This is a genomic window from Streptomyces sp. NPDC048623, assembly GCF_040650755.1.
Taxonomy (GTDB): Bacteria; Actinomycetota; Actinomycetes; order Streptomycetales; family Streptomycetaceae; genus Streptomyces.
In genome coordinates, this window is sequence record NZ_JBEZHV010000019.1 from 94,841 (window position 1) to 117,871 (window position 23,031).

Below are 23,031 nucleotides of genomic sequence, written 5' to 3' on the forward strand. Positions count from 1 at the left end.
CCCGTCAACGACGAGAAGCTCGAAATCTCCCGGCGCCGCATCCTCGGCACCGTCGGGGCCGCCGGCGCGGCCGGGCTGGTGATCGGCGCGGCCGGCGGCGCCGGGATCTCCTCGGCTCTTTCCGGGGGCGGTTCCGACACCGGGAAGGTGGGAGACGACGGTGCCCCGGCCCTGACCACGGTCGGTTCGACCGAGGTGATGTTTCACGGGAAACATCAAGCGGGGATCACCACTCCGCTTCAGTCCCGGGGCCATCTGGTCGCCTTCGACCTCGCGCCGGGCGCGGGCCGCAAGGAGGCCGCCGCGCTGCTGCGCCGCTGGTCGGCCACGGCGAAGGCACTGATGGCGGGCAAGCCCACGACCGCCGACACCGGGATCGCGCTGGACGCCGGCCCGTCCTCCCTGACGGTGACCTTCGGCTTCGGCCGTACGTTCTTCGACCGCACCGGCCTCACCGCGCGCCGCCCCCCCCAGCTCGATCCGCTGCCGGCCTTCTCCTCGGACGTGCTCGACCCGAAGCGTTCGGAGGGCGATCTGTGGGTGCAGATCGGCGCGGACGACGCGCTGGTCGCCTTCCACGCGCTGCGCGCGCTCCAGAAGGACGCGGGCGACGCGGCCCGGGTGCGCTGGCAGATGAACGGCTTCAACCGCTCGGCCGGCGCCACCGCCCGCCCGATGACCGCTCGCAATCTGATGGGCCAGGTCGACGGCACCAACAACCCCCAGCAGACCGCACCCGACTTCGACCGGCGGATCTTCGTGCCGCAGGACGCGACCGGTGCGCAGGACTGGATGGCGGGCGGCTCGTACGCGGTCGTCCGGCGCATCCGGATGCTGCTCGACGACTGGGACCAGCTGTCGCTCGACAAGCAGGAGCAGGTGATCGGGCGCCGGAAGTCGGACGGCGCGCCGCTGTCCGGCGGGACCGAGACGACCCCGCTGGACCTGAACAAGCTCGGCCCGGACGGCAAGCCCGCCATCCCCAGCAACGCCCATGCCCGGATCTCCGCCCCCGCACAGAATGGCGGGGCGGCGATGCTGCGCCGTCCGTTCTCCTTCCACGACGGGATCGCGGCGGACGGCACGCCGGACGCCGGGCTGCTCTTCGTCTGCTGGCAGGCGGACCCGCTGCGCGGCTTCGTGCCGGTGCAGCGCAAGCTCGACCGGGGCGACGCCCTGTCGGCGTTCCTGCGGCACGAGTCGAGCGGTCTGTTCGCGGCGCCGGGCGGTCCGGCGGAGGGCGAGTACGTGGGCCAGCGCCTGCTGGAGTCGTAGGAGCCCGGGGCCGGTCCCCCGTGGTCTGCCGCAGCGTGCCCCGGCCTCCCGGGGCACGCTGCCGTTAGGGTGACGGTATGTCCGCCACCCGGTATACGTATCTCGGTCCCGAAGGCACCTTCACCGAGGCCGCGCTGCGCACGCTGCCCGAGGCCGCGACCCGGCAGCTCGTCCCGATGGTCTCGGTCCCGGCCGCGCTGGACGCCGTGCGCAACGGCGAGGCGGCGGCGGCGCTCGTGCCGATCGAGAACTCGGTCGAGGGCGGCGTCACCGCGACCCTCGACGAGCTGGCCTCCGGCCGGCCGCTGATGATCTACCGCGAGGTGCTGCTGCCGATCGCCTTCGCCCTGCTCGTACGGCCGGGGACGAAGCTGTCGGAGATCAAGACGGTCACCGGTCATCCGGTCGCCCAGCCGCAGGTACGGAACTGGCTGCGGGCCAATCTGCCCGACGCCGTGTGGGAGTCGGCCGCGTCCAACGCGGACGGCGCGCGCCTGGTCCAGGAGGGCCGCTTCGACGCGGCCTTCGCAGGTGAGTTCGCGGCGGCGACGTACGGGCTCGAACCGCTGGTCACCGAGATCCACGACGCCGAGAACGCGGAGACGCGCTTCGTGCTCGTGGGCCGGCCGGCCCGGCCGGCGGCGCCGACGGGCGCGGACAAGACCTCGGTGGTGCTGTGGCTCGGTGACGACCATCCGGGCGCCCTGCTCGAACTCCTCCAGGAATTCGCGGTGCGCGGGGTCAACCTGATGCTCATCCAGTCGCGGCCGACCGGCGCCGGCATCGGAAACTACTGCTTCGCCGTCGACGCCGAGGGCCATATCTCGGACCGGCGGGTCGGTGAGGCGCTGATGGGCCTGAAGCGGATCTGCCCGAAGGTGCGCTTCCTCGGCTCGTATCCGCGCGCGGGGGTGGCGGTGGAGGACGTCGCGCCGCTGCGCCGCGGCACCTCGGACACGGAGTTCACCGACGCCTCCGACTGGCTGGCGCGCGCCCAGGACGGGCGGGCCTAGCGTTACCCCGAGTTATCCACAGGGCCGCTCCTCGACCTGGGGACAAGTCGACAAGGCGGTCCGCGAAGGTCGACAAATCGCTGTCACCCCAGGTCCGGGGCCCCACCCTATGGAGCGAGCGATTCCCACTCGAAGGAGTGGGAAAATGCGGGAAAGATCGACGGCTCGCATTCGTCCACAGATCTTTCGCACAGCCTGTGGATAACCCACCCTCACTGTGCAGAACTCCGGAACGGGGAATTCGCCGATTCACCGGAAAGTAAAGCAATTCGGGCAAAGCGACACGCAAACCCATATCGAGTAGGGGCCGATCCGGCCGCACCGGTAGCCTGGTGGGGTGATTGACCTTCGCCTGCTCCGTGAGGACCCCGACCGTGTTCGCGCCTCCCAGCGCGCCCGTGGAGAGGACGTCGGCCTCGTCGACGCCCTGCTCTCCGCCGATGAGCGGCGCAGGTCGTCCGGCGTCCGCTTCGACGAACTCCGCTCCGAGCAGAAGTCGCTCGGCAAGCTGATCCCCAAGGCCTCCCCCGAGGAGCGCGCCGAGCTGCTGCAGAGGGCAGAACAGCTCAAGACCGACGTGAAGGCCGCCGAGGCCGAGCAGAACGAGGCCGACGAGACGGCCCGCGCGCTGCTGCTCCAGCTCGGCAACATCGTCCACCAGGACGTGCCGGTCGGTGGCGAGGAGGACTTCGTCGTCCTCGAGACCCACGGCACCATCCGCGACTTCGCCGCCGAGGGCTTCGAGCCCAAGGACCACCTGGAGCTCGGCGAGGCGCTCGGCGCCATCGACGTCGAGCGCGGCGCCAAGGTCTCCGGCTCGCGCTTCTACTACCTGACCGGCGTCGGCGCGCTGCTCGAGCTCGCCCTCGTCAACGCGGCGATCGCGCAGGCCACCGAGGCCGGCTTCGTCCCGATGCTCACGCCCGCGCTGGTCCGCCCGCGCGCCATGGAGGGCACCGGCTTCCTCGGCCAGGCCGCGGAGAACGTGTACCACCTGGAGAAGGACGACTACTACCTGGTCGGCACCTCCGAGGTCCCGCTCGCCGCGTACCACATGGACGAGATCATCGAGGCCGACAAGCTGCCCCTGCGGTACGCCGGCTTCTCGCCGTGCTTCCGCCGCGAGGCCGGCACGTACGGCAAGGACACCCGCGGCATCTTCCGCGTCCACCAGTTCGACAAGGTCGAGATGTTCTCGTACGTCGCGCCGGAGGACGCCGAGGCCGAGCACGCGCGGCTGCTCGACTGGGAGAAGCAGTGGCTGACCTCCCTGGAGCTCCCGTTCCAGGTGATCGACGTCGCCACCGGCGACCTGGGCGCCTCCGCCTCCCGCAAGTTCGACTGCGAGGCGTGGATCCCGACCCAGGGCAAGTACCGCGAGCTGACCTCGGCCTCCAACTGCGACGGCTTCCAGGCCCGCCGCCTCTCCGTCCGCATGCGCGACGAGAAGAACGGCAAGAAGGTCGTCCAGCCGCTGGCCACCCTGAACGGCACGCTGTGCGCCGTCCCGCGCACCATCGTGGCGATCCTGGAGAACCACCAGCTGGCCGACGGCTCGGTGCGGGTGCCGGAGATCCTGCGCCCCTACCTGGGCGGCCGTGAGGTCCTGGAGCCGATCTCCAAGTGAGCACCGCGTTCCCCTACCGCCTGGTCGCGACGGATCTCGACGGCACGCTGCTGCGGGCCGACGAGTCCGTCTCCGGCCGGACGCGCGAGGCGCTGGCCGCGGTGACCGCGGCCGGTGCGGCGCACATCGTCGTGACCGGGCGGGCCGTGCCCTGGACCCGGCACATCCTCGACGACCTCGGCTACGAGGGGATCGCGGTGTGCGGGCAGGGCGCGCAGGTCTACCACGCGGGCGAGCACCGGCTGCTCACCTCGCTGACCCTCGACCGGCAGCTCGCCGGGCTCGCCCTCTCCAAGATCGAGGCGGAGGTCGGGCCGCTGGCCCTGGCCGCCAGCCGCGACGGCCTGGAGGGCGAGGTCCTGATCGGCCCCGGTTACCGGACCCAGGACGGGCCGCTGCCGTACGTGCCGTACGAGGACCCGGCCGAGCTGTGGTCGGCGCCGCTGACCAAGCTCTACATCCAGCACCCGGAGATGGGCGACGACGAGCTGACCCGGGTCGCGCGGGAGACCGTGGGCGGTCTGGTCGACATCGTCATGGCCGGTCCCGGCATCGTGGAGATCGTGCCGCTCGGCCTCAGCAAGGCGACCGGGCTCTCCCTGGCCGCGCGCCGGCTCGGTGTGAAGGCCGCGGACACGATCGCCTTCGGCGACATGCCCAACGACATCCCGATGTTCGGCTGGGCGGCCCGCGGGGTGGCCATGGCCAACGCACACGAGGAGCTGAAGGCGGTGGCCGACGAGGTCACGGAGTCCAACGAGGAGGACGGCATCGCCGTCGTCCTGGAGCGGCTGCTCGGCGCGTAAGCCGTAGAAGTCGGTACTTCGGTACGAGGAGCGGGGCGGCCCGCGCGGTTCGCCTCCGCGCGCTCGAAGCGGCCGCCCCGTTCCCGTACTCCTTCAGTGTGCGCCGCGTCCTTCGCGGCCCACCAGCGCTTTTTCCGGGCGGGTGAGCGGCCAGAAGGCGAGACCGATCAGCAGCGAGACCGCGTGCCCGAGGTCCGTGTACGTGCGGTCGGAGACCAGCGGTACGGCGAAGAAGGCCACCGCGCCGGCCAGGTAGAACCAGCGCCAGGGGCGCGGCAGCCGGTACGTGAGGATGCCGACCGAGGCGGCGAGCCCGTAGCTCACCCCGATGTCGACGACATGCGCCATGCTGCGCGGCACGTCGTGGTCCTTGATCGCCTCCAGGACGACCTTCTGGCTGACGAGCGTGGCGGTGACATGCGCGGTGCCGACGACGACCAGCCATTTCAGGGTGCCGAGCCAGCGCTCGACGGGCGCGTGGAAGAGCTCGAAGAGCACGGCGTAGAGCAGCAGGCTCGCCGGGTTCTCGATCCAGAAGGCGCTGCCGACCAGGGCCCGCATCGGGTGCCGGGAGAGCTCGTAGAGATTGCTGCTGTTGCGGTGCAGCAGATAGTGCTCAAGGCCGTCCGAGGACAGCGCGATGACCAGGCTGGTGATCGCGATGACGGCCAGCCAGACATGCGTACCGGGTGACGAACGCACCCACGACCGGATCGGCCGGGACGGTTCGCCACCCGGAGAGGTCTCGCCACCCGGAGGGGTTTTGCCACCCGGAGGGGTTTCGCTCAGCACATATCAGTGCTTATCACCCCGAGCCGGGTGATTCCCGGGACCTCAGAAATTGATCATGTGTCCGGCGATGCCGTGGATCGCTTCCTTGACGGCCTCGCCCAGGGTCGGGTGGGCGTGGACGTTGCGGGCGACCTCGTGCACGGTGAGGTCCCACTGCTGGGCCAGGGTCAGCTCGGGCAGCAGCTCGGTGACGTCCGGGCCGATCAGGTGGGCGCCGAGGAGCTCGCCGTACTTGGCGTCGGCGACGATCTTCACGAAGCCGGTCGAGTCGCCGAGGCCGTGCGCCTTGCCGTTCGCCATGAAGGGGAACTTGGCGACCTTGACGTCGTAGCCCTTCTCGCGGGCCTGCGCCTCGGTGTAGCCGAAGCTCGCGATCTGCGGCTGGCAGTAGGTCGCGCGCGGGATCATCGGGTAGTCGAGCTCCATCGTCTCGGCGTCCGCGATCGTCTCGGCTGCGATGACGCCCATGGCCTCGGCGGTGTGCGCGAGCATCAGCTTCGCGGTCACGTCACCGATGGCGTAGATGTGCGGCACGGAGGTGCGGCAGCGGCCGTCGACGTCGATGGCGCCGCGCTCGGTGAGGGCGACACCGGTGTTCTCCAGGCCGTAGCCGGAGACGTTCGGCGCGAAGCCGATGGCCTGCAGGACCTTGTCGGCCTCCAGGACCTTCTGGGCGCCGTCCTTGCCGGTGACGGTGACGCGGACCTGCGGGCCGGACTCGTCGATGGCGTCGACGCGGGTCGAGGTGAGGACGTCGATGCCGAGCTTGCGGTACTGCTTGGCGAGCTCCTTCGACACCTCCTCGTCCTCCAGCGGGGCCATCCGGTCGAGGAACTCGACGATGGTGACCTTGGTGCCGTAGTTGTTGAGCACGTACGCGAACTCGATGCCGATAGCGCCGGCGCCGGCGATGATGATCGACTGCGGGGCGTCCTCGGCGAGGATCTGCTGCTCGTACGAGACGACGCGGTCGCTGAGGGCGGTGCCGGGCAGCAGGCGCGGGGAGGCGCCGGTGGCGATGATGCAGCTGTCGAAGCCGATCGTCTGCGTGGTGCCGTCGGCCTTGGCCACCTGGAGGGTGTTCGCGTCGAGGAAGGTGCCCCGGCCGTCGAACTCGGTGATGCCGTTCTTCTTCATCAGGAAGTGGACGCCCTTGACGCGGCCGTCCGCGACCGTGCGGCTGCGGCTGAACGCCTCGCGGTAGTCGAAGGACACCGTGCCGTCGACCTTGATGCCGAAGGTCTTGGCCTCGTGGTTGAAGATGTGGGCGAGCTCGGCGTTGCGCAGCAGCGCCTTGGTGGGGATGCAGCCGACGTTCAGGCAGACACCGCCCCAGTACTTCTCCTCGACGACCGCGACCCGCTTGCCCAGCTGGGCGGCGCGGATGGCGGCGACGTAGCCGCCGGGGCCAGCTCCGAGTACGACGACGTCGAAGCGGTCTGACATGACTGACTCCCGAGGGTGGTGAGGGTGTTCGGTCCACGTACGGGTCCGGCTTTCGAGGCCACGTACGGCCCCACAGTAGTCCGGTCGTCCCGGAGCGGCTGTGCGGCCCGGGACCGTACGGCCGGAGCTGCCGTACGGTCCCGGGATGTGCGGTCCCGGGCCCGCGGTCCCGGGGGCCGGACCCGCTACTCCTCGCCCGCCAGGGTGAGCGTGCGCAGCTTGTGGCCGGCGAAGAGGGTCGCGCCGACGGTGACGGCGACCAGGAGGGTGATCGCCGTGGGCAGGCCCACCTCGGAGCTGATCAGGCTGTCGCCGGTGACCTTCTCGGCGAGGGCGAGCGCCCACTGCTGGACGCTGAGGGTGCGGGCGCCCGCGATGAGGGAGCCGAAGAGGGCCTCCCACACCAGGGCGTAGACGAGGCCGATCACCACGGCGTGCCGGCTGACCGTGCCGAGGAGCAGGAACAGCGCGCTGTACGCGATCGAGGCCACCAGGGCTGCCACGGTGTAGGCGACGGCGACCTGCTGCCCGTTGCCGTTGAGGACGAAACCGGCGATCAGTGTGGGCACGGCCGAGAAGACCATGGTGACGGCGATGGCCACGATCAGCTTGGTGAAGATGATCGTGGGCCGCTTCACCGGCTTGGAGAGGAGGTAGACGATCGAGCCGTCGTCGATCTCCGGGCCGATCGCGCCGGTGCCGGCGATCACACCGATCAGCGGCACCATGGTGGCGAGCGCGAAGCCGCCGAGGACATCGGCCGCGACCTGGTCGTCGGCGCCGTTGAAGGCGCGGATCGCGGCGGCGATCAGGATGAGCAGCGCGGGCAGCGCGAACAGGATCAGGGCCCGTCGGCGGCCGAGCAGGGCCCGGTAGGTGAGCCGGGCGACAGTGGGGTTGTACATCGGTCGGGCTCCTTTCAGGCCGCTACGAGATACGAGAAGACGGATTCGAGGGACTCGTCCGAGGGCGAGACCGTGAGCAGCCGGATGCCGCGCTCCTTGGCGACCCTCGGCAGGAGTTCGGTGAACCGGCCGAAGTCCACGGCCTGGATGCGCAGTCCGCCCTCGGCGCCGTGCTCGACCTCGATGCCGGCCGTCGACGGGTCGGCGATCAGCGCGGCCGCGAGCTCCCGGTCGTCGCTGGAGCGGACCAGATAGCGGTGCGGGCGGTCGGTCATCAGCCGGCGGATCCGGCGGAAGTCGCCGGAGGCGGCGTGCCGTCCGGCCACGATCACCTCGATGTGCGAGGCGAGCTGCTCGACCTCCTCCAGGATGTGCGAGGAGAAGAGCACGGTGCGGCCCTCGGTGCCCATCCGCCGCAGCAGGTCCATGAGTTGCATGCGCTGGCGCGGGTCCATGCCGTTGAACGGCTCGTCGAGCAGCAGCACGGACGGCTCGTGGACGAGGGCCGAGGCCATCTTCACGCGCTGCCGCATGCCCTTGCTGTACGTGGCGATCTTGCGGTCCTGCGCGTACTCCATCTCCACCGTGGTGAGGGCCCTTTGGGCCTCCGTGTCGCCGAGGCCCTGCAACTCGGCGTTGGCGACGACGAATTCGCGGCCGGTGAGGAAGTCGTACATCGCCTCCCGCTCGGGGACGACGCCGATCTGCCGGTACACCGACTCGTTGCGCCAGATCGGCTGCCCGTCGAGGGTGACGGTGCCGGTGGAGGGGGCGAGGAAGCCGCCCATCATGTTGATCAGGGTGGACTTTCCGGCGCCGTTGGGGCCGAGCAGACCGGTGACGCCGGGACCGATGGTCATGGTGACGTCGTTGACGGCCACGACGTTGCCGAACCAGCGCGAGGCGTGGTCGATGGAAAGAATGCTCATGGGCGCAGCCCGTTTCCTTGGAAGGGTGGTGGTGGGAGACGGGTGGGCTCTGTCACAGCCCGACCTTTCGGTAGCGGCGCATCAGCACACCGTACGAAGCGGCGATGAGCGCGAGGACGACCAGCAGATAGACCACGCCGGCGCCGGTGCCGGGTCCCGCGCCCTCCCCGCCGGGGAACTGGGTGGGCGCGCCGAGGAAGGCGTCCTGCACGCCGCCGATGAGGGTGATCGGCGAGAACAGGCCGATCCACTGGACGACGTCGATGTTGTCGGTGCCGTAGGCGATGCCCTGGAGGGTGGAGACCGCTCCGTACGAGATCACCAGGGCGGCGATGACGGCGGCGACGCCGAAGCCGCGGCGCGGGGTGAGGGCCGCCATGACGAGCCCGATGCCGCCGAAGAGGAGGGAGAGCAGGGCCACGGACACCAGGCCCTGGCCGAACATCGCGGTCTGGTCGGCGAAGTCCATCTTGGCGAGCAGCGATCCGATCCAGAGGATCAGCAGGGGGGAGGCGGTCAGGATGAAGAGCGCCGAGGCCATCGCCCCGTACTTGGCGAGGACGTAGTCCACGCGCTCGATCGGGCGGGCGAAGTACAGCGGGACCGTCCGGAAGCGCAGGTCGCGGGAGACGGACTGGGGGGCCTGGGAGGCCACGAAGATGCTGATGACCATCTGGAGGAAGACCGCGTACTGGGTGTACTCGATCGACAGCTTGGAGGCCTTGGTGACGACGGCGACCGCGACGATGATCAGCGCGGGCACGCACATCACGGCGAACAGCACCATCGGCAGCACCTTGGACTTGGCGCTGCGGCCGAGGCCGTAGGCGCCGCGCAGCGACTGCGAGAACAGGGCGCGGCGGGCGGAGGCGCGGCCGAGCCGCGGTCCGTCGTAGCTGCGGTAGCCGATGTTGTGGATCCGGCTGGTCTCGGGGGCCTGGACGGCCCCGGGGGTCAGACCTGCTCCGGGGGTCTGGGAGCTCATCGCGCCGCCACCTCCTCCTGTTCCTGCTGCTGCGGCTTGAAGACCTCGGCGATGTGGTGGCGGCGCTGCTCCATGCGCACCAGGCCGAGGCCGAGCCCGGCGACGGTGTCCCGGACCAGGTCGTAGGTCTCGTCGCCGGAGGCCTCCAGGAGCAGGATGTGGCCGGCGCCCGGCAGGCCGTCCTCGACGCCGGGGTGGAGGGTGACGCCGGCCGCGGTGAGTGCCGCGCGCAGTGCCTCCGTACCGTCCGGGTGGGTGTCGGAGTCGGTGACCTCGACCGCGAGGGTCGTGGTGGTGCGGGTGAAGTCGCTGGTGGAGCTGGAGCGGAGCAGCCGGCCGCCGTCGATGACGACGACGTGGTCGCAGGTGCGCTCCAGCTCGCCGAGCAGGTGCGAGGTGACGAGGACGGAGATGCCGAAGTCGGTCCAGACCCGGCGGATCAGTCCGAGCATGTCGTCGCGGCCGACCGGGTCGAGGCCGTTGGTCGGCTCGTCGAGGAGCACCAGCTGCGGGTCGTGCACCAGGGCCTGGGCCAGCTTCACCCGCTGCTTCATGCCGGTCGAGTAGCCGCCCATGGGGCGGTAGCGCTCCTCGTACAGGCCGACGTGGCGCAGGGTGTCCGCGGTGCGCTCACGGGCGGCGGCCGGCGGGAGCCCGGACATGCGCGCCATGTGCACGACGAACTCGGTGGCCGAGACGTCGGGCGGCAGGCAGTCGTGCTCCGGCATGTAGCCGACCCGCTCGCGGATCCGGGCGCCGGAGGTCGCGACGTCGAGTCCGAGGACTTCGGCGCGGCCCTCCGTGGCCGGGGACAGGCCGAGGAGGATTTTGATCATGGTGGACTTGCCGGCTCCGTTGGCACCCACGAGTCCGGTCACACCGGGTCCGATGTCCAGGGAGAGCCGGTCAAGAGCGGTCACCCGGGGGAACCGCTTGCTGAGGCCTTCGGTCGCGATCACAGTCACGCTTCGACGGTAGTGGCGTGGGTCACGCGAGTCGTCAGCCCAACGGCTCGATCCTTGTCCGACTCCAGGAGTACAAGCCCGTAGGGGCGGAGCGACCAAGGTCTCGTTTTCCACAGGGCGCTGCACACCCCTTGACGCAGCCGCCGAGCATTGTCACATTCATCGATGTCAAGTTACGGACGCGTAGGGCTACCGGACGCTCACGCGAGCTCACACAGGGACGGGCGGGGTCGCATGGCATCGGCAGGTACGGCAGTGACGCGCGAACTCACCGCGGAGCTGGCGGGGTTCAGAGAGGTCCAGCGGCTCTCCTACGAGTGCGCGGAGGCCGTCGCGGCGCAGCTCAGGCCGGGGGTGACCGAGCGCGAGGCGGCGCGGATGCAGCGGGAGTGGCTGTACGCGCGGGGCGTGAAGGACTGGTTCCACCGCCCGTTCGCCTGGTTCGGGGACCGCACGGCCTTCGTCGACTTCAAGGTCCCGCTCCAGTTCTTCCCCACGAACAAGCGCCTGGAGGCCGGGATGCCGTTCATCCTGGACATGGCGCCCGTGTACAAGGGCCGGGCCGCCGACATCGGCTACTCCGGCTGCCTGGGTCTGAACCCGGTGCACGACAAGCTGCTCGCCGATCTGAAGGACCACCGCGAGCTGATCCTGCGCGAGGTGCGCGAGCGCCGCACGCTGCGGGAGATCTACCAGGACGTGGACCGGCTCATGGTGCGCCAGGGCTATGCGAACCGGCACCGGGCTTATCCCTTCGGCGTGATCGCCCACAAAGTCGGCCGGGTGAAGGAGCGCCGCTGGGCGCCGACCCTGTTCGGCTTCGGCGCCGAGTCCCTCAAGGGCCTGGCGAGCGACGCCCTGCACGGCCACCGCGAGGGCTGGTCGCCGCTCTGGTCGCCGTACAGGTTCTCCGACCACCCGCCCAAGCCGGGCCTGTGGGCGGTCGAGCCACACCTCGGATTCCGGGGTACGGGCGCGAAGTTCGAGGAGATCCTGGTCGTCACCGACTCCAGGGACCCCGAGCAGAGCGCGTTCTGGCTGGACGACGACCTGCCGCACGTGCGGCGGTGGAACGAGGAGAAGGCAGCGTGAGCGTGAGTCTCAAGGAGGCGCGCGAGCGCCGGGTCCGCACGGGCGGGATCGAGCTGTGCGTGGCCGAGCTGGGGGACGAGAGCCGCCCCACGGTGCTGCTCGTGCACGGCTACCCGGACTCCAAGGAGGTCTGGTCGGAGGTCGCGACGCGACTCGCCGAGCGCTTCCACGTGGTCCTCTACGACGTGCGGGGCCACGGCCGGTCGACCGCGCCGACCCCGCTGCGCGGCGGCTTCACCCTGGAGAAGCTGACGGACGACTTCCTCGCCGTCGCCGACGCGGTGAGCCCGGACCGGCCGGTGCACCTGGTCGGCCACGACTGGGGTTCGGTGCAGTCCTGGGAGTTCGTGACGGTGCCGCGCACCGAGGGCCGGATCGCCTCCTTCACCTCGATGTCCGGGCCGTCGCTCGACCACTTCGGGCACTGGATCAAGACCCGGATGACCCGGCCCACCCCGCGCCGGGTGGGCCAGCTCCTCGGCCAGGGCGCCAAGTCCTGGTACGTGTACATGCTGCACACGCCCGCGCTGCCCGAGCTCGCCTGGCGCGGGCCGCTCGGCAAGCGGTGGCCACGGATCCTGGAGCGCCTGGAGCGGGTCCCGGCCGGCGACTACCCGACCGCTTCCCTGCCGGACGACGCGGCGCACGGCGCCTGGCTCTACCGGGACAACGTGCGCTCGCGCCTCACCCGGCCGCGCCCGGACGCGTTCGCGCACGCGCCGGTGCAGCTGATCACGCCGACCGGCGACTCCTTCCTCTCCGAGCGGCTCTACGACGGCCTGGCCGACTGGGTGCCGGACCTGACCCGGCGCAGCCTGCCCGCCAAGCACTGGGTGCCGCGCACCCGGCCCGACCAGCTGGCGGCGTGGATCACCGAGTTCGTCGAGACGCACGAGGACCCGGCGGCCGGGGCCCCGCGTCCGGCCACGAAGACTGACGTGCGTCCGGAGTACGCCGAGCGCTTCGGCGGGCAGCTGGTCCTTGTCACCGGCGCGGCCAGCGGCATCGGCCGGGCCACCGCCTTCGCCTTCGCGGAGGCCGGCGCCCGGGTGATCGCGGTGGACCGGGACGCGGAGGGCGCGGCCCGTACGGCCGAGATGGCCCGGCTGATCGGGGCGCCGGAGGCCTGGGGCGAGACCGTCGACGTCTCCGACGAGCAGGCGATGGAGAAGCTGGCCGCGAAGGTGGCGAGCGAGTACGGCGTGGTGGACGTGCTGGTCAACAACGCGGGGATCGGGCTCACCGGCTCGTTCTTCGAGACCACCAGCGAGGAGTGGCAGCGGGTCCTCGACGTCAATCTGTGGGGTGTGATCCACGGCTGCCGGATCTTCGGCGGGCAGATGGCGGCGCGCGGCCAGGGCGGCCACATCGTCAACACGGCCTCGGCGGCGGCCTTCCAGCCGTCCCGCGCGCTCCCCGCGTACAGCACGTCCAAGGCGGCGGTGCTGATGCTGAGCGAGTGTCTGCGGGCCGAGCTGGCGGAGCAGGGCATCGGGGTCTCGGCGATCTGTCCGGGCATCGTGAACACCAACATCACGGCGACCGCGCGGTTCGCCGGGGTGACCGACGAGGCCGAGGAGAAGCGGCGGCAGCAGAAGGTCTCGCGGCTCTACGGGATACGCAACTACCCGCCGGAGAAGGTCGCGGACGCGATCCTGGGCGCGGTCCTCCACGACCGGGCGGTCGTGCCGGTGACCCCGGAGGCGCGCGGTGCCCATCTGCTGTCCCGCCTGGCCCCGGGCGCCCTGCGGGCGCTCGCCCGGCTGCGGCCGCCGGCGTAGGGGCGGGCGGGGCAGTCGTACCATCCCTCGACGGGTGAAGGGAGCGGGCGATGGGAACGGGTTTGTCCGAGCGGGCGGCACAGCCGGAGTACCGGATCGAGGATCTGGCCCATCACAGCGGGGCCACCGTGCGGACGATCCGCGCCTATCAGGACCGCGGTCTGCTGCCCCGCCCGGAGCGGCGCGGCCGGTCGAACGTGTACGGGGACAGCCATCTGGCCCGGCTGCGGCAGATCGCGGACCTGCTGGACCGCGGCTACACCCTGGCCTCCATCAAGGAGCTCCTGGAGGCCTGGGACGCGGGGCGCGGGCTCGGCGGGGTGCTGGGTCTGGTGGCCGAGGTCGACGGCCCGTGGACGGACGAGGAGGCCGACCGGATCTCCCGCGCCGACCTGGACGCGCGCTTCGGCGGCACTCCCGACGAGGACGCGGTCCGCGAGGCGATCGAGCTCGGGGTCCTGGAGCGCATCGCGGACCGGGAGACCGAGGAGTATCTGGTGCCCAGCCCCCAGGAGCTGGCGGTGGCCGCCGAGTTGCACGCCGCGGGTGTGCCGCTCGCCGCAATCACCGGGCATCTGCGGGAACTTCGCGGCCAGGTCGAGCACATCGCCGCCCGTTTCCTGGAGTTCACCGGCGAGCATGTCTTCGCCCGCTATCTGGACCACCGGCCTCCGTCGGACGCCGAGGCGGCCGAGGCGGCGACCCTGGTTCGGCGCCTGCGGCCGCTGGCCCAGCAGACCGTGGACGCCGAACTGGCGCGGGCGATGCGCCTGTTCGCCACCCGGCACCTCCAGCACCATCTCTCCTGGGACAACCCGCCTCCGAGGGAGCCGGAGCCGCGTGCGGTGACCCTGCCGCCGGAGACGATTCGCGCCGTGGAGCGGCTCGTTGGCGCGGAGAACGTGGCGGCGTTCGTCACTGCGGCGGCCGAACGAGAGGTACAGAAAAGAACATTGGACACTCTTGCCTCAAATGCCGCAGACAGCAGGCAAGTCGGGCAATAGCCCTTGTTCGTCATGGGTGTTGTCCACAGAATCCGCAACTGACCTGTGGATAAACCCACTTGGCTGTGGAACAAACCTGCGGCTTCAATGGATTCATGAATGACGAGAAACGCACCGTGAAGGTGTCGAAATACCTCTCGAAGCATCTGCGTCATCAGCCCGAGCGGATCGGACTCGTCCTCGACCCGCAGGGCTGGACCGAGATCGACGCGCTCCTGAGAGCCGCCGCCGCGCACGGCTTCCCGATCACCCGCGCCGAGCTCGACCATGTCGTCGCCGCCAACGACAAGAAGCGCTTCGCGATCGAGGGCACCCGGATCCGGGCCAGCCAGGGCCACACCGTCCCGGTCGACCTCGGCCTGCCGCCCGCCGAACCGCCCGCGTACCTCTACCACGGTACGGTCGCCGCCCGGCTCCCGGACATCCGTCGGCTTGGCCTGCGCCCCATGGCCCGCCACCATGTGCACCTCTCGCCCGACCGCGAGACCGCCACCCGGGTCGGCGCCCGCCGCGGCCGCCCCGTCGTCCTGAGCGTCGACGCGGGCGCGATGCACCGGGCCGGCCATGTCTTCCACGTCAGCGCCAACGGCGTCTGGCTCACCGCCTCCGTACCGCCGGAGTTCCTGCGCTTCCCCGGCTGAGCCCCGCTCCGTCGGCATATCCGCGGCAGCGGGAAGCCCGCGTATCGTCGAGGTCATGCGTCTGAGTACCGTGATCCTCCCCATCCACCGGTGGGCCGAGGGGCAGAAGATCTGGCGGCGGGCCGAGGACCTCGGGTTCCATGCCGCGTACACCTACGACCACCTCACGTGGCGCTCGTTCCGCGACCACCCCTGGTTCGGCGCGCTGCCCACCCTCACCGCCGCGGCCACCGCCACCGAGCGGCTGCGTCTCGGCACCCTCGTGACCTCGCCGAACTTCCGCCACCCGGTCACCCTCGCCAAGGAGCTCATGTCGCTCGACGACATCTCCGGCGGCCGGGTCACCCTCGGCATCGGCGCGGGCGGCAGCGGCTTCGACGCCACCGCGCTCGGCCAGGAGGCCTGGACGCCCAAGGAGCGCGCCGACCGCCTCTCCGAGTTCGTGCCGCTGCTCGACCGGCTGCTGACCGAGGAGGCCGTGACCCAGGAGGGCACCTTCTACTCGGCGGTCGAGGCCCGCGCGATCCCCGGCTGCGTCCAGCGGCCCCGGCTGCCCTTCGCGGTCGCGGCCACCGGCCCGCGCGGCCTGCGGCTCGCGGCCCGGCACGGGCAGGCCTGGGTCACCACCGGCGACCCGAAGCTGTACGAGGAGGGCACGCCCGAGCAGTCCCGCGCGGCCCTGGCCGGCCAGATCGAGAGGCTCGGCAAGGCCTGCGCGGAGCTCGGCCGGGACGTCGCCGAGCTCGACAAGATCCTGCTCCACGGCTTCACCCCGGACCGGAACGGGCCGCTGGAGTCCCTGGACGCCTTCGTCGACTTCGCCGGCCGCCACCAGGAGCTCGGCTTCACCGAGCTCGTGATCCACTGGCCGGTCCCCGACTCCGACTTCGCCGCCGATCAGACGGTCTTCGAGCGCATCGCGACCGAGGCGCCCGCCCAGCTCGGGAAGTAGACCGGCGCCGGGGGGCGCACGTGGAGCATCCGCAGCGCGTCGTGACAGATCGACTACTCAAATGTGCGCCCCCTCGCACGCCCGTGCACTTTGTACGGAAGAATGGTGCGGTGACCTCATCCCACTCCGCGCGCCCGGAAGCCCCTGCCGTCCGACTGATCGCCACCGACCTCGACGGCACCCTGCTGCGGGACGACAAGTCCGTCTCCGAACGGACCGTCGCCGCGCTCGCCGCCGCGGAACGGGCGGGCATCGAGGTCTTCTTCGTCACCGGCCGGCCGGCCCGCTGGATGGACGTGGTCAGCGAGCACGTCCACGGACACGGCCTCGCCATCTGCGCGAACGGCGCCGCGGTGGTCGACCTGCACGCCGGCGGAACGTTTCTGGAGGTACGCCCCCTGGAGCGCCCCATCGCCCTGGAGGTCGTACGGGTGCTGCGAGCCGCCGCCCCCGGCACCAGCTTCGCCGTGGAGCTGACCACCGGGATCCACTACGAGCCGCAGTACCCGCCGTTCTTCCTCGACCCGGGCGCCACCGTGGCCACCGCCGAGAAGCTGCTCTTCGAGGAGGCCCCGGGCGCCGCCGCCCCGGTCCTGAAGCTGCTCGCCCAGCACCCCGAGCTCGACCCGGACGTCTTCCTCGCCACCGCCCGCGAGGCGGCCGGCGGTCTGGCCTCCTTCACCCGCTCCAGCCCCACCGCGCTCATCGAGATCAGCGGCCTCGGGGTCTCCAAGGCCTCCACCCTGGCGCACTGCTGCACCGAGCGCGGCATCGCGCCCGAGGAGGTCGCGGCCTTCGGCGACATGCCGAACGACATCGAGATGCTCGCCTGGGCCGGCCGCTCGTACGCGATGGGCAACGCCCACCCCGACGTCATCGCCGCCGCGACCGGCCGCACCGAGGGCAACAACGAGGACGGTGTGGCGGTCGTCATCGAGCGCCTGATCGCCGAGGCGGGAGCGGGGGCAGGCGCCGGGGCCGAGTCCAGGTCGGTACGCGGCGGCTGACGCCGTACCCGCGCGCCGACGCCTCCTGCGCCGGTCCTCCGCCGGTCCTGCGCCGGGCCCCTACAGCGGGGCCTCCCACACCACCGTCGTACCGCCGCCGTCCTCACCGATGCCCGGGTCGCACCAGCTCGCACCGCCCAGCGACTCGGCGCGGCGGGCCAGGTTGCGCAGTCCGCTGCGCCGGCCGCCCTCGGGGATGCCGACACCGTCGTCCGCGACCGACAACCGCACGCCCGGGGTGCCGTCGGACAGGGTCACCGTGGCGTCCACGACCACCTCGATCCGGCCGGCCCGCGCGTGCCGGAAGGCGTTGGACAGCGCCTCGCGCAGCGCGGCGATGAGGTTCTTGGCGGTGAGGTCGCCCACCGTCGCGTCGATCGCGCCGAGGAAGCGGTGCGCGGGCTTGAAGCCGAGCGGCACCGCCGCCATGTTGATCTCCCGCAGCACCCGGGTGCGCAGCCCCGACGGGACCTCGGCCGGCCCCTGCTGGAGCGCGAAGATCGCCGTACGGATCTCCTGGATGGTCACGTCCAGTTCGTCCACGGCCTTGCCGACACCCTCCCGCACGGCCGGCACGAGCGCCTTCCGCTGGGCGCTCTCCAGCATCATCCCGGTGGCGAACAGGCGCTGGATGACCAGGTCGTGCAGGTCCCGGGCGATCCGGTCACGGTCCTCGTAGACCGCGAGCCGCTCCCGGTCCCGCTGTGCCTCGGCCATCATCAGGGCCAGGGCGGCCTGCGAGGCGAACTGCGTGGCCAGGGTCCGCTCGGCCTCCGTGAACGGGCGCTCCCCGCGCCCCCGCGGGGTGGCGAGCGCGCCGAGCACCCGACCGCCGCTCTGCAGCGGCAGCATCATCGCGGGCCCGTACTGGGCGGAGAGGCTGCTGAACATCCGCGGGTCCGTGGAGGCGTCGTCCACGAACACCGCCTCGCCGTTCGTCAGCAGTTCCACCACCGGGCTCTCGGGCGGGATCACCACGCCGAGCGACTTGCTCGCACGGGTCGAGGAGACGGCGACGATCTCCAGACCGCCCTCCGCGGCCGGAAGCATCACGATGCCCGCCGCCGAGTCGGCGAGCCGGCGGGCCTGCTCGGCGACGACCGAGAGCGCGTCGTCCGCGTCGCCGCCGGAGAGCAGCGCGGTGGTGACGGCGACCGAGCCGTCGATCCAGCGCTCGCGCTGCCGGGCGGCCTCGTAGAGCCGGGCGTTGCCGATGGCGATGCCGGCCTCGGTCGCGAGCACCCGGACCATGTGGACGTCGTAGTCGTTGAACTCGCCGCCGTCCTTCTTCTCGGCGAGGTAGAGGTTGCCGAAGATCTCGCCCTGGACCCGGATGGGGACGCCCAGGAAGGTCTTCATCGGCGGGTGCCCGGGCGGGAAGCCGGCCGAGCGCGGGTCGGCCGACACATCGGCGAGCCGGATGGTCTGCGGTTCGCGGATCAGCGCGCCGAGCAGTCCCGCGTGCCCGTCGGGGCGGCGCCCGACCTTGCGGGCGATCTCCTCCCCGATGCCGAAGGTGACGAAGTCGGAGAGGCCCGAGCCCTCCTTGTCGACCACGCCGATGGCGGCGTAGCGGGCGTCGGCGAGCTCGGCGGCGGTCTCGCAGATCCGGTCGAGCGTGACGTGCAGTTCGAGACCGGTGCCGACGGAGCGCATCGCCTCCAGGAGCTGGGGCACTCGGGCGGTGAGCTCGGTCGAGAGGCCGTGCAGGCTGCGCGTGGCCTGGGTCGCGGCGTCGAGCGGGTCCGGGGCGTCCGGCACGGCGTCTGTCATGGTCGTGAGCCTAATTTGTCTTATTTGGCGAGAAAAGGCGATCGGCGGAAGTGTGGGAGCCGGCTGCCGCCGGCGTGAGCAGCAGATCGCTCTCCCGCTCCTGCTCCAGCATCCGCCGCAGCGGCCCCTCGGCCGCCGCCAGGTCAGCGTAGTTCCCGCGCTGCACGGTGCGGCCCCGTTCCAGGACCACGACCTCGTCGACGGCGTCCAGACCGCGCAGCCGGTGGGTGATGAGGACGGTGGTACGGCCCTCGGTGATCCGCAGCAGATCGTCGGTGAGCGCGTCGGCGGTCTCCAGGTCCAGGTGCTCGGCCGGCTCGTCGAGGACGAGCACCGGGAAGTCGGCGAGCAGCGCCCGGGCGAGCGCGAGGCGCTGCCGCTGACCGCCGGAGAGCCGGGAGCCGTGCTCGCCGACGAGGGTGTCGAGCCCGTCGGGCAGCGCGTCGACCCAGTCCAGGAGCCGGGCCCGGCGGAGCGCCTCGCGCAGCTCCTCGTCGCTCGCGCCGGTCCTGGCGAGCCGCAGGTTCTCGCGCAGGGTGCTGTCGAAGAGGTGCGCGTCCTGCGCGCACAGGCCGACGAAGCGGCGCACGTCGTCGCCGTCGAGCCCCGCCGCGCCCGTCCCTCCGATCTCGTACGTGCCGGACTCGGCGTCCAGGAAGCGCAGCAGCACCTGGGCGAGTGTCGTCTTGCCGGAGCCGGACGCGCCGACCACGGCGACCCGGCGCCCGGCCTCCAGGGTGAGCGAGAAGTCGGCCAGCGCCGGCCGGTCCTGCCCGGCGTGCCGCGCGGTGAGACGGGCCAGTTCCAGCGGGAACGGGCTCGCCGGGGGAGTCCCGGGCCTCGCCGGCTCCTGTACGGGCACGGGCGCGTCGAGCACGTCGAGGACCCGCTCGGCGCTGCGCCGCACCCGCTGGCGGTACTGCACGGCGAGCGGCAGTCCGTTGACGGCCTCGAAGGCGGCGAGGGGGGTGAGCACGACGACCGCGAGCGCGACGCCGTCCAGACGCCCGTCACGGACCCCCTGCACGCCGACGAACGCGGCGGCGGCGACGGTCAGGCCGCAGACCAGGGCCGAGAGCCCGGCGCCGAGGGCGGTGGCGGCGGACTGCCGGGAGGCGATCCCGGTGAGCGTGCGGTCGGCACGCTCGGCGCGGGCCACCCGGTCCGGCAGGGCGCCGGCCACGGTGAGCTCGGCGCAGCCGCGCAGCAGGTCGACGACGGCGGTGGCGAGCACACCGCGCGCGGGCGCCAGCTGCCGCTCGGCCCGCCGGGCGAGCGCGCCGCCGGCGGCCGGCACGAGGACTCCGGCGATCAGCAGGCCCGCCGCGAGTACGGCTCCGGCCTCGGGCAGCAGCCAGGCGGTGAACCCGACCGACCCCGCGCCGACGACGAGGGCCGCGCCCGCGGGGAGCAGCCAGCGCAGCCAGTAGTCCTGGAGGGCGTCCACGTCCTGCACCAGCCGGGCGAGCAGGTCGCCGCGCCGGGTGCGGCGCAGTCCGGCCGGGGCGATCCGCTCCAGGCGCCGGTAGACGGCGACCCGGAGGTCGGCGAGCATCCGCAGCACGGCGTCGTGCGAGACCAGCCGCTCCGCGTAACGGAACACGGCCCGCCCGATGCCGAAGGCGCGGGTGGCGGTGACGGCGACCATCAGATAGAGCACGGGCGGGTGCTCGGAAGCCCGCGAGATCAGCCACCCGGACACGGCCATGAGCCCGACGGCCGACCCGAGCGCCAGGCTCCCGAGCAGCAGCGCGAGCCCCATCCGCCCCCTGAGCCGCCCGGCCATCCCCCGCACCCGCCCGAACACGGACCGCGATCCCCGCACGGTGCCGCCGTCCGGGCCGGTGGCTCCGGCCACCGTCCCGGCGAGGCCTTCGACGCTCGCAGCGCGCGAGGGAGCGCCGTCCGGGCCCGGCAAGACACCGACAGGCGCGGAAGCGCCGTCCGGCAGCCGACCCGCCACCCGAGGCACACCGGCACCGCTCGCCGCCTCGGCGCCCGACACCGCGAGCCCTTCGGCACTCGCGCCCGGCGCCGGAGCGCCGTCCGCCAAGAGCCCAGCTACGTCCTGAACGACCGCGTCGGCCGCCGTCCCGGCGAGGCCTTCGGCGCCCGCGCCGGACGCGGCAGCGCCGTCCGGCAGCCGACCCGCCACCAGGGGCACACCGGCACCGGCCGCAGCCTCGGCGCCCGGCCCGGCGGCCCCCGCCGCCCCCGGGCCCCGGCCACCGCCGTCAACACCCCGGCCGGCCGACGCCGGCAGCGGCGTTCCGTCGGTCAGCAGCCCGGCCACATGGGGACCGCCCACCGCCACCGGAGCACCGGCGGGCGCGTCCGGATGCGCCGCCGGGGCCAGCCGGACCACTCGGTCGGCGACGGCGAGCAGCGCCGGGCGGTGGACGACGAGGAGGACGGTGCGGCCGGTGGAGAGCCGGCGGACGGCGTCCACGACGGCGGCCTCGGTCGCGCCGTCGAGCGCGGCCGTCGGCTCGTCGAGCAGCAGCACGGGCCGGTCGGCCAGGAACGCCCGGGCCAGGGCGAGGCGCTGGCGCTGCCCGGCCGAGAGTCCGGCGCCGTCCTCGCCGAGCGGGGTGTCCACGCCGTCCGGCAGCTCGGCGACGAACGCGTCGGCGCCCGCGTCGCCCAGCGCCCGCCGTACCGCCTCGTCGGAGGCGTCGGGCCGGGCCAGGCGTACGTTCTCGGCGATCGTCCCGGCGAAGAGATACGGCCGCTGCGGCACCCAGGCGATCCGGGAGCGCCACTCGTCCAGGTCGAGCGAGGCCAGGTCCTGGCCGCCGGCCCGGACGGTGCCCTCCGCGGGGGCGGTGAAGCCGAGCACCACGTCGAGCAGGGTGGACTTGCCGACTCCGCTCGGCCCGACCAGGGCCACGGTCTCGCCGGGCTCCACGGTGAGCGAGGCGGCGTCCAGGGAGGGTGCGGCGCGCCCCGGGTGCCGGACCGTGACCCGGTCGAGCTCCAGCTGTACGGACGCGGGCACCGTGCCCGTACCGCCGGCCGGCAGCGGGCTCTCCAGGACCTCGAAGATCTCCTCCGCGGCGGCGAGCCCCTCGGCGGCCGCGTGGTACTGCGTGCCCACCTGCCGCAGCGGCAGATACGCCTCGGGCGCCAGGACCAGGATGACGAGACCGGTGTAGAGGTCGAGGCTGCCGTGGACCAGGCGCATGCCGATGGCGACCGCGACCAGCGCGACCGACAGGGTCGACAGCAGTTCCAGGGCGAAGGAGGAGAGGAACGCGATCCGCAGCGTCCGCATGGTCGCCCGCCGGTAGTCGGCGGTGATCGCCCGGATGTTCTCGGCCTGGGCCTTGGCCCGGCCGAAGACCTTGAGGGTGGGCAGACCGGCCACCACGTCGAGGAAGTGCCCGGAGAGCCGGGACAACAGCTTCCACTGCCGGTCCGTCCGCGCCTGGGTGTACCAGCCGATGAGGATCATGAAGACCGGGATCAGCGGCAGCGTCACCACGATGATCGCCGCCGAGATCCAGTCCTCGGTGACGATCCGGGCGAGCACCGCCACCGGCACCACGACCGCGAGCCCCAGCTGGGGCAGATAGCGGGCGAAGTAGTCGTCCAGGGCGTCCACGCCCCGGGTCGCGAGCGCGGCCAGCGAACCGGCCTTCTGCCCGCTGAGCCAGCCCGGTCCGAGCCGCGCGGCCCGCTCCAGGAGCCGGCCGCGCAGTTCGGACTTGACCGCCGCGCTCGCCCGGTGGGCGGCGAGCTCGGTGAGCCAGGAGACCAGGGCCCGCCCCGCCGCCACCGCGGCGAGCAGCAGCAGCGGGGTGGTGAGCCCGGAGACCGACAGACCCTTCTGGAAGGCCCCCACCACGACCTCGGCGATGAGCATCGCCTGGGCGATGATCAGTGCCGCCCCGACGAGGCCGAGGCCGACCACCGCCAGGAGGAAGAACCGGGTGGCCTGCGCGTAGCGCATCAGACGCGGATCGATCGGTTTCACGTGAAACATGCTCCCCTGACAGCGGGCCGGACGCGGCGGGCTCGCACCCGCCGCGTCCGATC

General features: G+C 72.2%; 18 protein-coding genes. 10 read left to right on the top strand and 8 right to left on the bottom strand.

The genetic code is table 11. From position 1 onward, the window contains the following. Positions 1–24 precede the first annotated feature (24 nt). From efeB to AB0C73_RS25460, 4 genes are all read left to right on the top strand, one after another. A complete protein-coding gene (efeB, locus tag AB0C73_RS25445; RefSeq protein WP_362534404.1) occupies positions 25–1,275 on the top strand; it encodes an iron uptake transporter deferrochelatase/peroxidase subunit in 1,251 nt (416 codons plus the stop codon). Positions 1,276–1,352: 77 nt separating this feature from the next. After that, positions 1,353–2,288 carry a prephenate dehydratase gene (pheA, locus tag AB0C73_RS25450; protein ID WP_362534254.1) on the top strand — a complete coding sequence of 312 codons (936 nt, stop codon included), beginning with the start codon at positions 1,353–1,355 and terminating at the stop codon, positions 2,286–2,288. A gap of 337 nt (positions 2,289–2,625) precedes the next feature. Then, the gene (serS, locus tag AB0C73_RS25455) at positions 2,626–3,915 is read left to right on the top strand and encodes a serine--tRNA ligase (RefSeq protein WP_362534257.1); all 1,290 of its coding nucleotides are present in this window, start codon (positions 2,626–2,628) and stop codon (positions 3,913–3,915) included. After that, positions 3,912–4,721: an HAD family hydrolase gene (locus AB0C73_RS25460; RefSeq protein ID WP_362534260.1), complete on the top strand. Its 810-nt coding sequence runs from the start codon at positions 3,912–3,914 to the stop codon at positions 4,719–4,721. Before serS ends, AB0C73_RS25460 begins: the two co-directional genes overlap by 4 nt. A gap of 93 nt (positions 4,722–4,814) precedes the next feature. Here AB0C73_RS25460 and AB0C73_RS25465 read toward each other — a convergent pair whose 3' ends face one another. The 6 genes from AB0C73_RS25465 to AB0C73_RS25490 form a co-directional block, all read right to left on the bottom strand. Beyond that, the gene (locus AB0C73_RS25465) at positions 4,815–5,435 is read right to left on the bottom strand and encodes a rhomboid-like protein (RefSeq protein WP_362534407.1); all 621 of its coding nucleotides are present in this window, start codon (positions 5,433–5,435) and stop codon (positions 4,815–4,817) included. Positions 5,436–5,555: 120 nt separating this feature from the next. After that, a complete protein-coding gene (lpdA, locus tag AB0C73_RS25470) occupies positions 5,556–6,959 on the bottom strand; it encodes a dihydrolipoyl dehydrogenase (RefSeq protein ID WP_362534262.1) in 1,404 nt (467 codons plus the stop codon). A 185-nt stretch (positions 6,960–7,144) separates the two neighbouring features. After that, positions 7,145–7,864, bottom strand: coding sequence for an ABC transporter permease subunit (locus AB0C73_RS25475; protein ID WP_362534265.1), 720 nt, complete (start codon positions 7,862–7,864; stop codon positions 7,145–7,147). Between the two features lie 14 nt (positions 7,865–7,878). Beyond that, on the bottom strand, positions 7,879–8,793 hold the full coding sequence (locus AB0C73_RS25480) for an ABC transporter ATP-binding protein (RefSeq protein ID WP_362534268.1): 915 nt from the start codon (positions 8,791–8,793) through the stop codon (positions 7,879–7,881). A 52-nt stretch (positions 8,794–8,845) separates the two neighbouring features. Further along, positions 8,846–9,778, bottom strand: coding sequence for an ABC transporter permease (locus AB0C73_RS25485; RefSeq protein ID WP_362534271.1), 933 nt, complete (start codon positions 9,776–9,778; stop codon positions 8,846–8,848). Beyond that, the gene (locus AB0C73_RS25490) at positions 9,775–10,737 is read right to left on the bottom strand and encodes an ABC transporter ATP-binding protein (RefSeq protein ID WP_362534410.1); all 963 of its coding nucleotides are present in this window, start codon (positions 10,735–10,737) and stop codon (positions 9,775–9,777) included. Before AB0C73_RS25490 ends, AB0C73_RS25485 begins: the two co-directional genes overlap by 4 nt. 240 nt (positions 10,738–10,977) lie before the next feature. Between AB0C73_RS25490 and AB0C73_RS25495 the strand changes: the two genes are divergently transcribed. The 6 genes from AB0C73_RS25495 (at position 10,978) to AB0C73_RS25520 (ending at position 17,220) form a co-directional block, all read left to right on the top strand. Next, positions 10,978–11,835, top strand: a complete 858-nt coding sequence (locus AB0C73_RS25495) for a M24 family metallopeptidase (RefSeq protein WP_362534273.1) — start codon at positions 10,978–10,980, stop codon at positions 11,833–11,835. 2 nt (positions 11,836–11,837) lie between these two features. Beyond that, positions 11,838–13,616, top strand: coding sequence for an SDR family oxidoreductase (locus tag AB0C73_RS25500; protein ID WP_362534413.1), 1,779 nt, complete (start codon positions 11,838–11,840; stop codon positions 13,614–13,616). Between the two features lie 50 nt (positions 13,617–13,666). Further along, positions 13,667–14,620, top strand: coding sequence for a MerR family transcriptional regulator (locus AB0C73_RS25505; protein WP_362534276.1), 954 nt, complete (start codon positions 13,667–13,669; stop codon positions 14,618–14,620). A gap of 95 nt (positions 14,621–14,715) precedes the next feature. Then, a complete protein-coding gene (locus AB0C73_RS25510; RefSeq protein WP_362534279.1) occupies positions 14,716–15,261 on the top strand; it encodes an RNA 2'-phosphotransferase in 546 nt (181 codons plus the stop codon). Positions 15,262–15,316: 55 nt separating this feature from the next. Beyond that, positions 15,317–16,213: an LLM class flavin-dependent oxidoreductase gene (locus AB0C73_RS25515; RefSeq protein WP_362534282.1), complete on the top strand. Its 897-nt coding sequence runs from the start codon at positions 15,317–15,319 to the stop codon at positions 16,211–16,213. A gap of 110 nt (positions 16,214–16,323) precedes the next feature. Next, positions 16,324–17,220, top strand: a complete 897-nt coding sequence (locus AB0C73_RS25520) for a Cof-type HAD-IIB family hydrolase (protein WP_362534285.1) — start codon at positions 16,324–16,326, stop codon at positions 17,218–17,220. Between the two features lie 60 nt (positions 17,221–17,280). Here the strand turns inward: AB0C73_RS25520 and AB0C73_RS25525 are convergent, their stop codons facing one another. Further along, positions 17,281–18,993 carry a GAF domain-containing protein gene (locus AB0C73_RS25525; protein WP_362534288.1) on the bottom strand — a complete coding sequence of 571 codons (1,713 nt, stop codon included), beginning with the start codon at positions 18,991–18,993 and terminating at the stop codon, positions 17,281–17,283. Positions 18,994–19,003: 10 nt separating this feature from the next. Beyond that, positions 19,004–22,969 (bottom strand): thiol reductant ABC exporter subunit CydD, encoded by a 3,966-nt coding sequence (cydD, locus tag AB0C73_RS25530; protein WP_362534291.1) that lies wholly within the window; start codon positions 22,967–22,969, stop codon positions 19,004–19,006. Between the last annotated feature and the right edge of the window lie 62 nt (positions 22,970–23,031).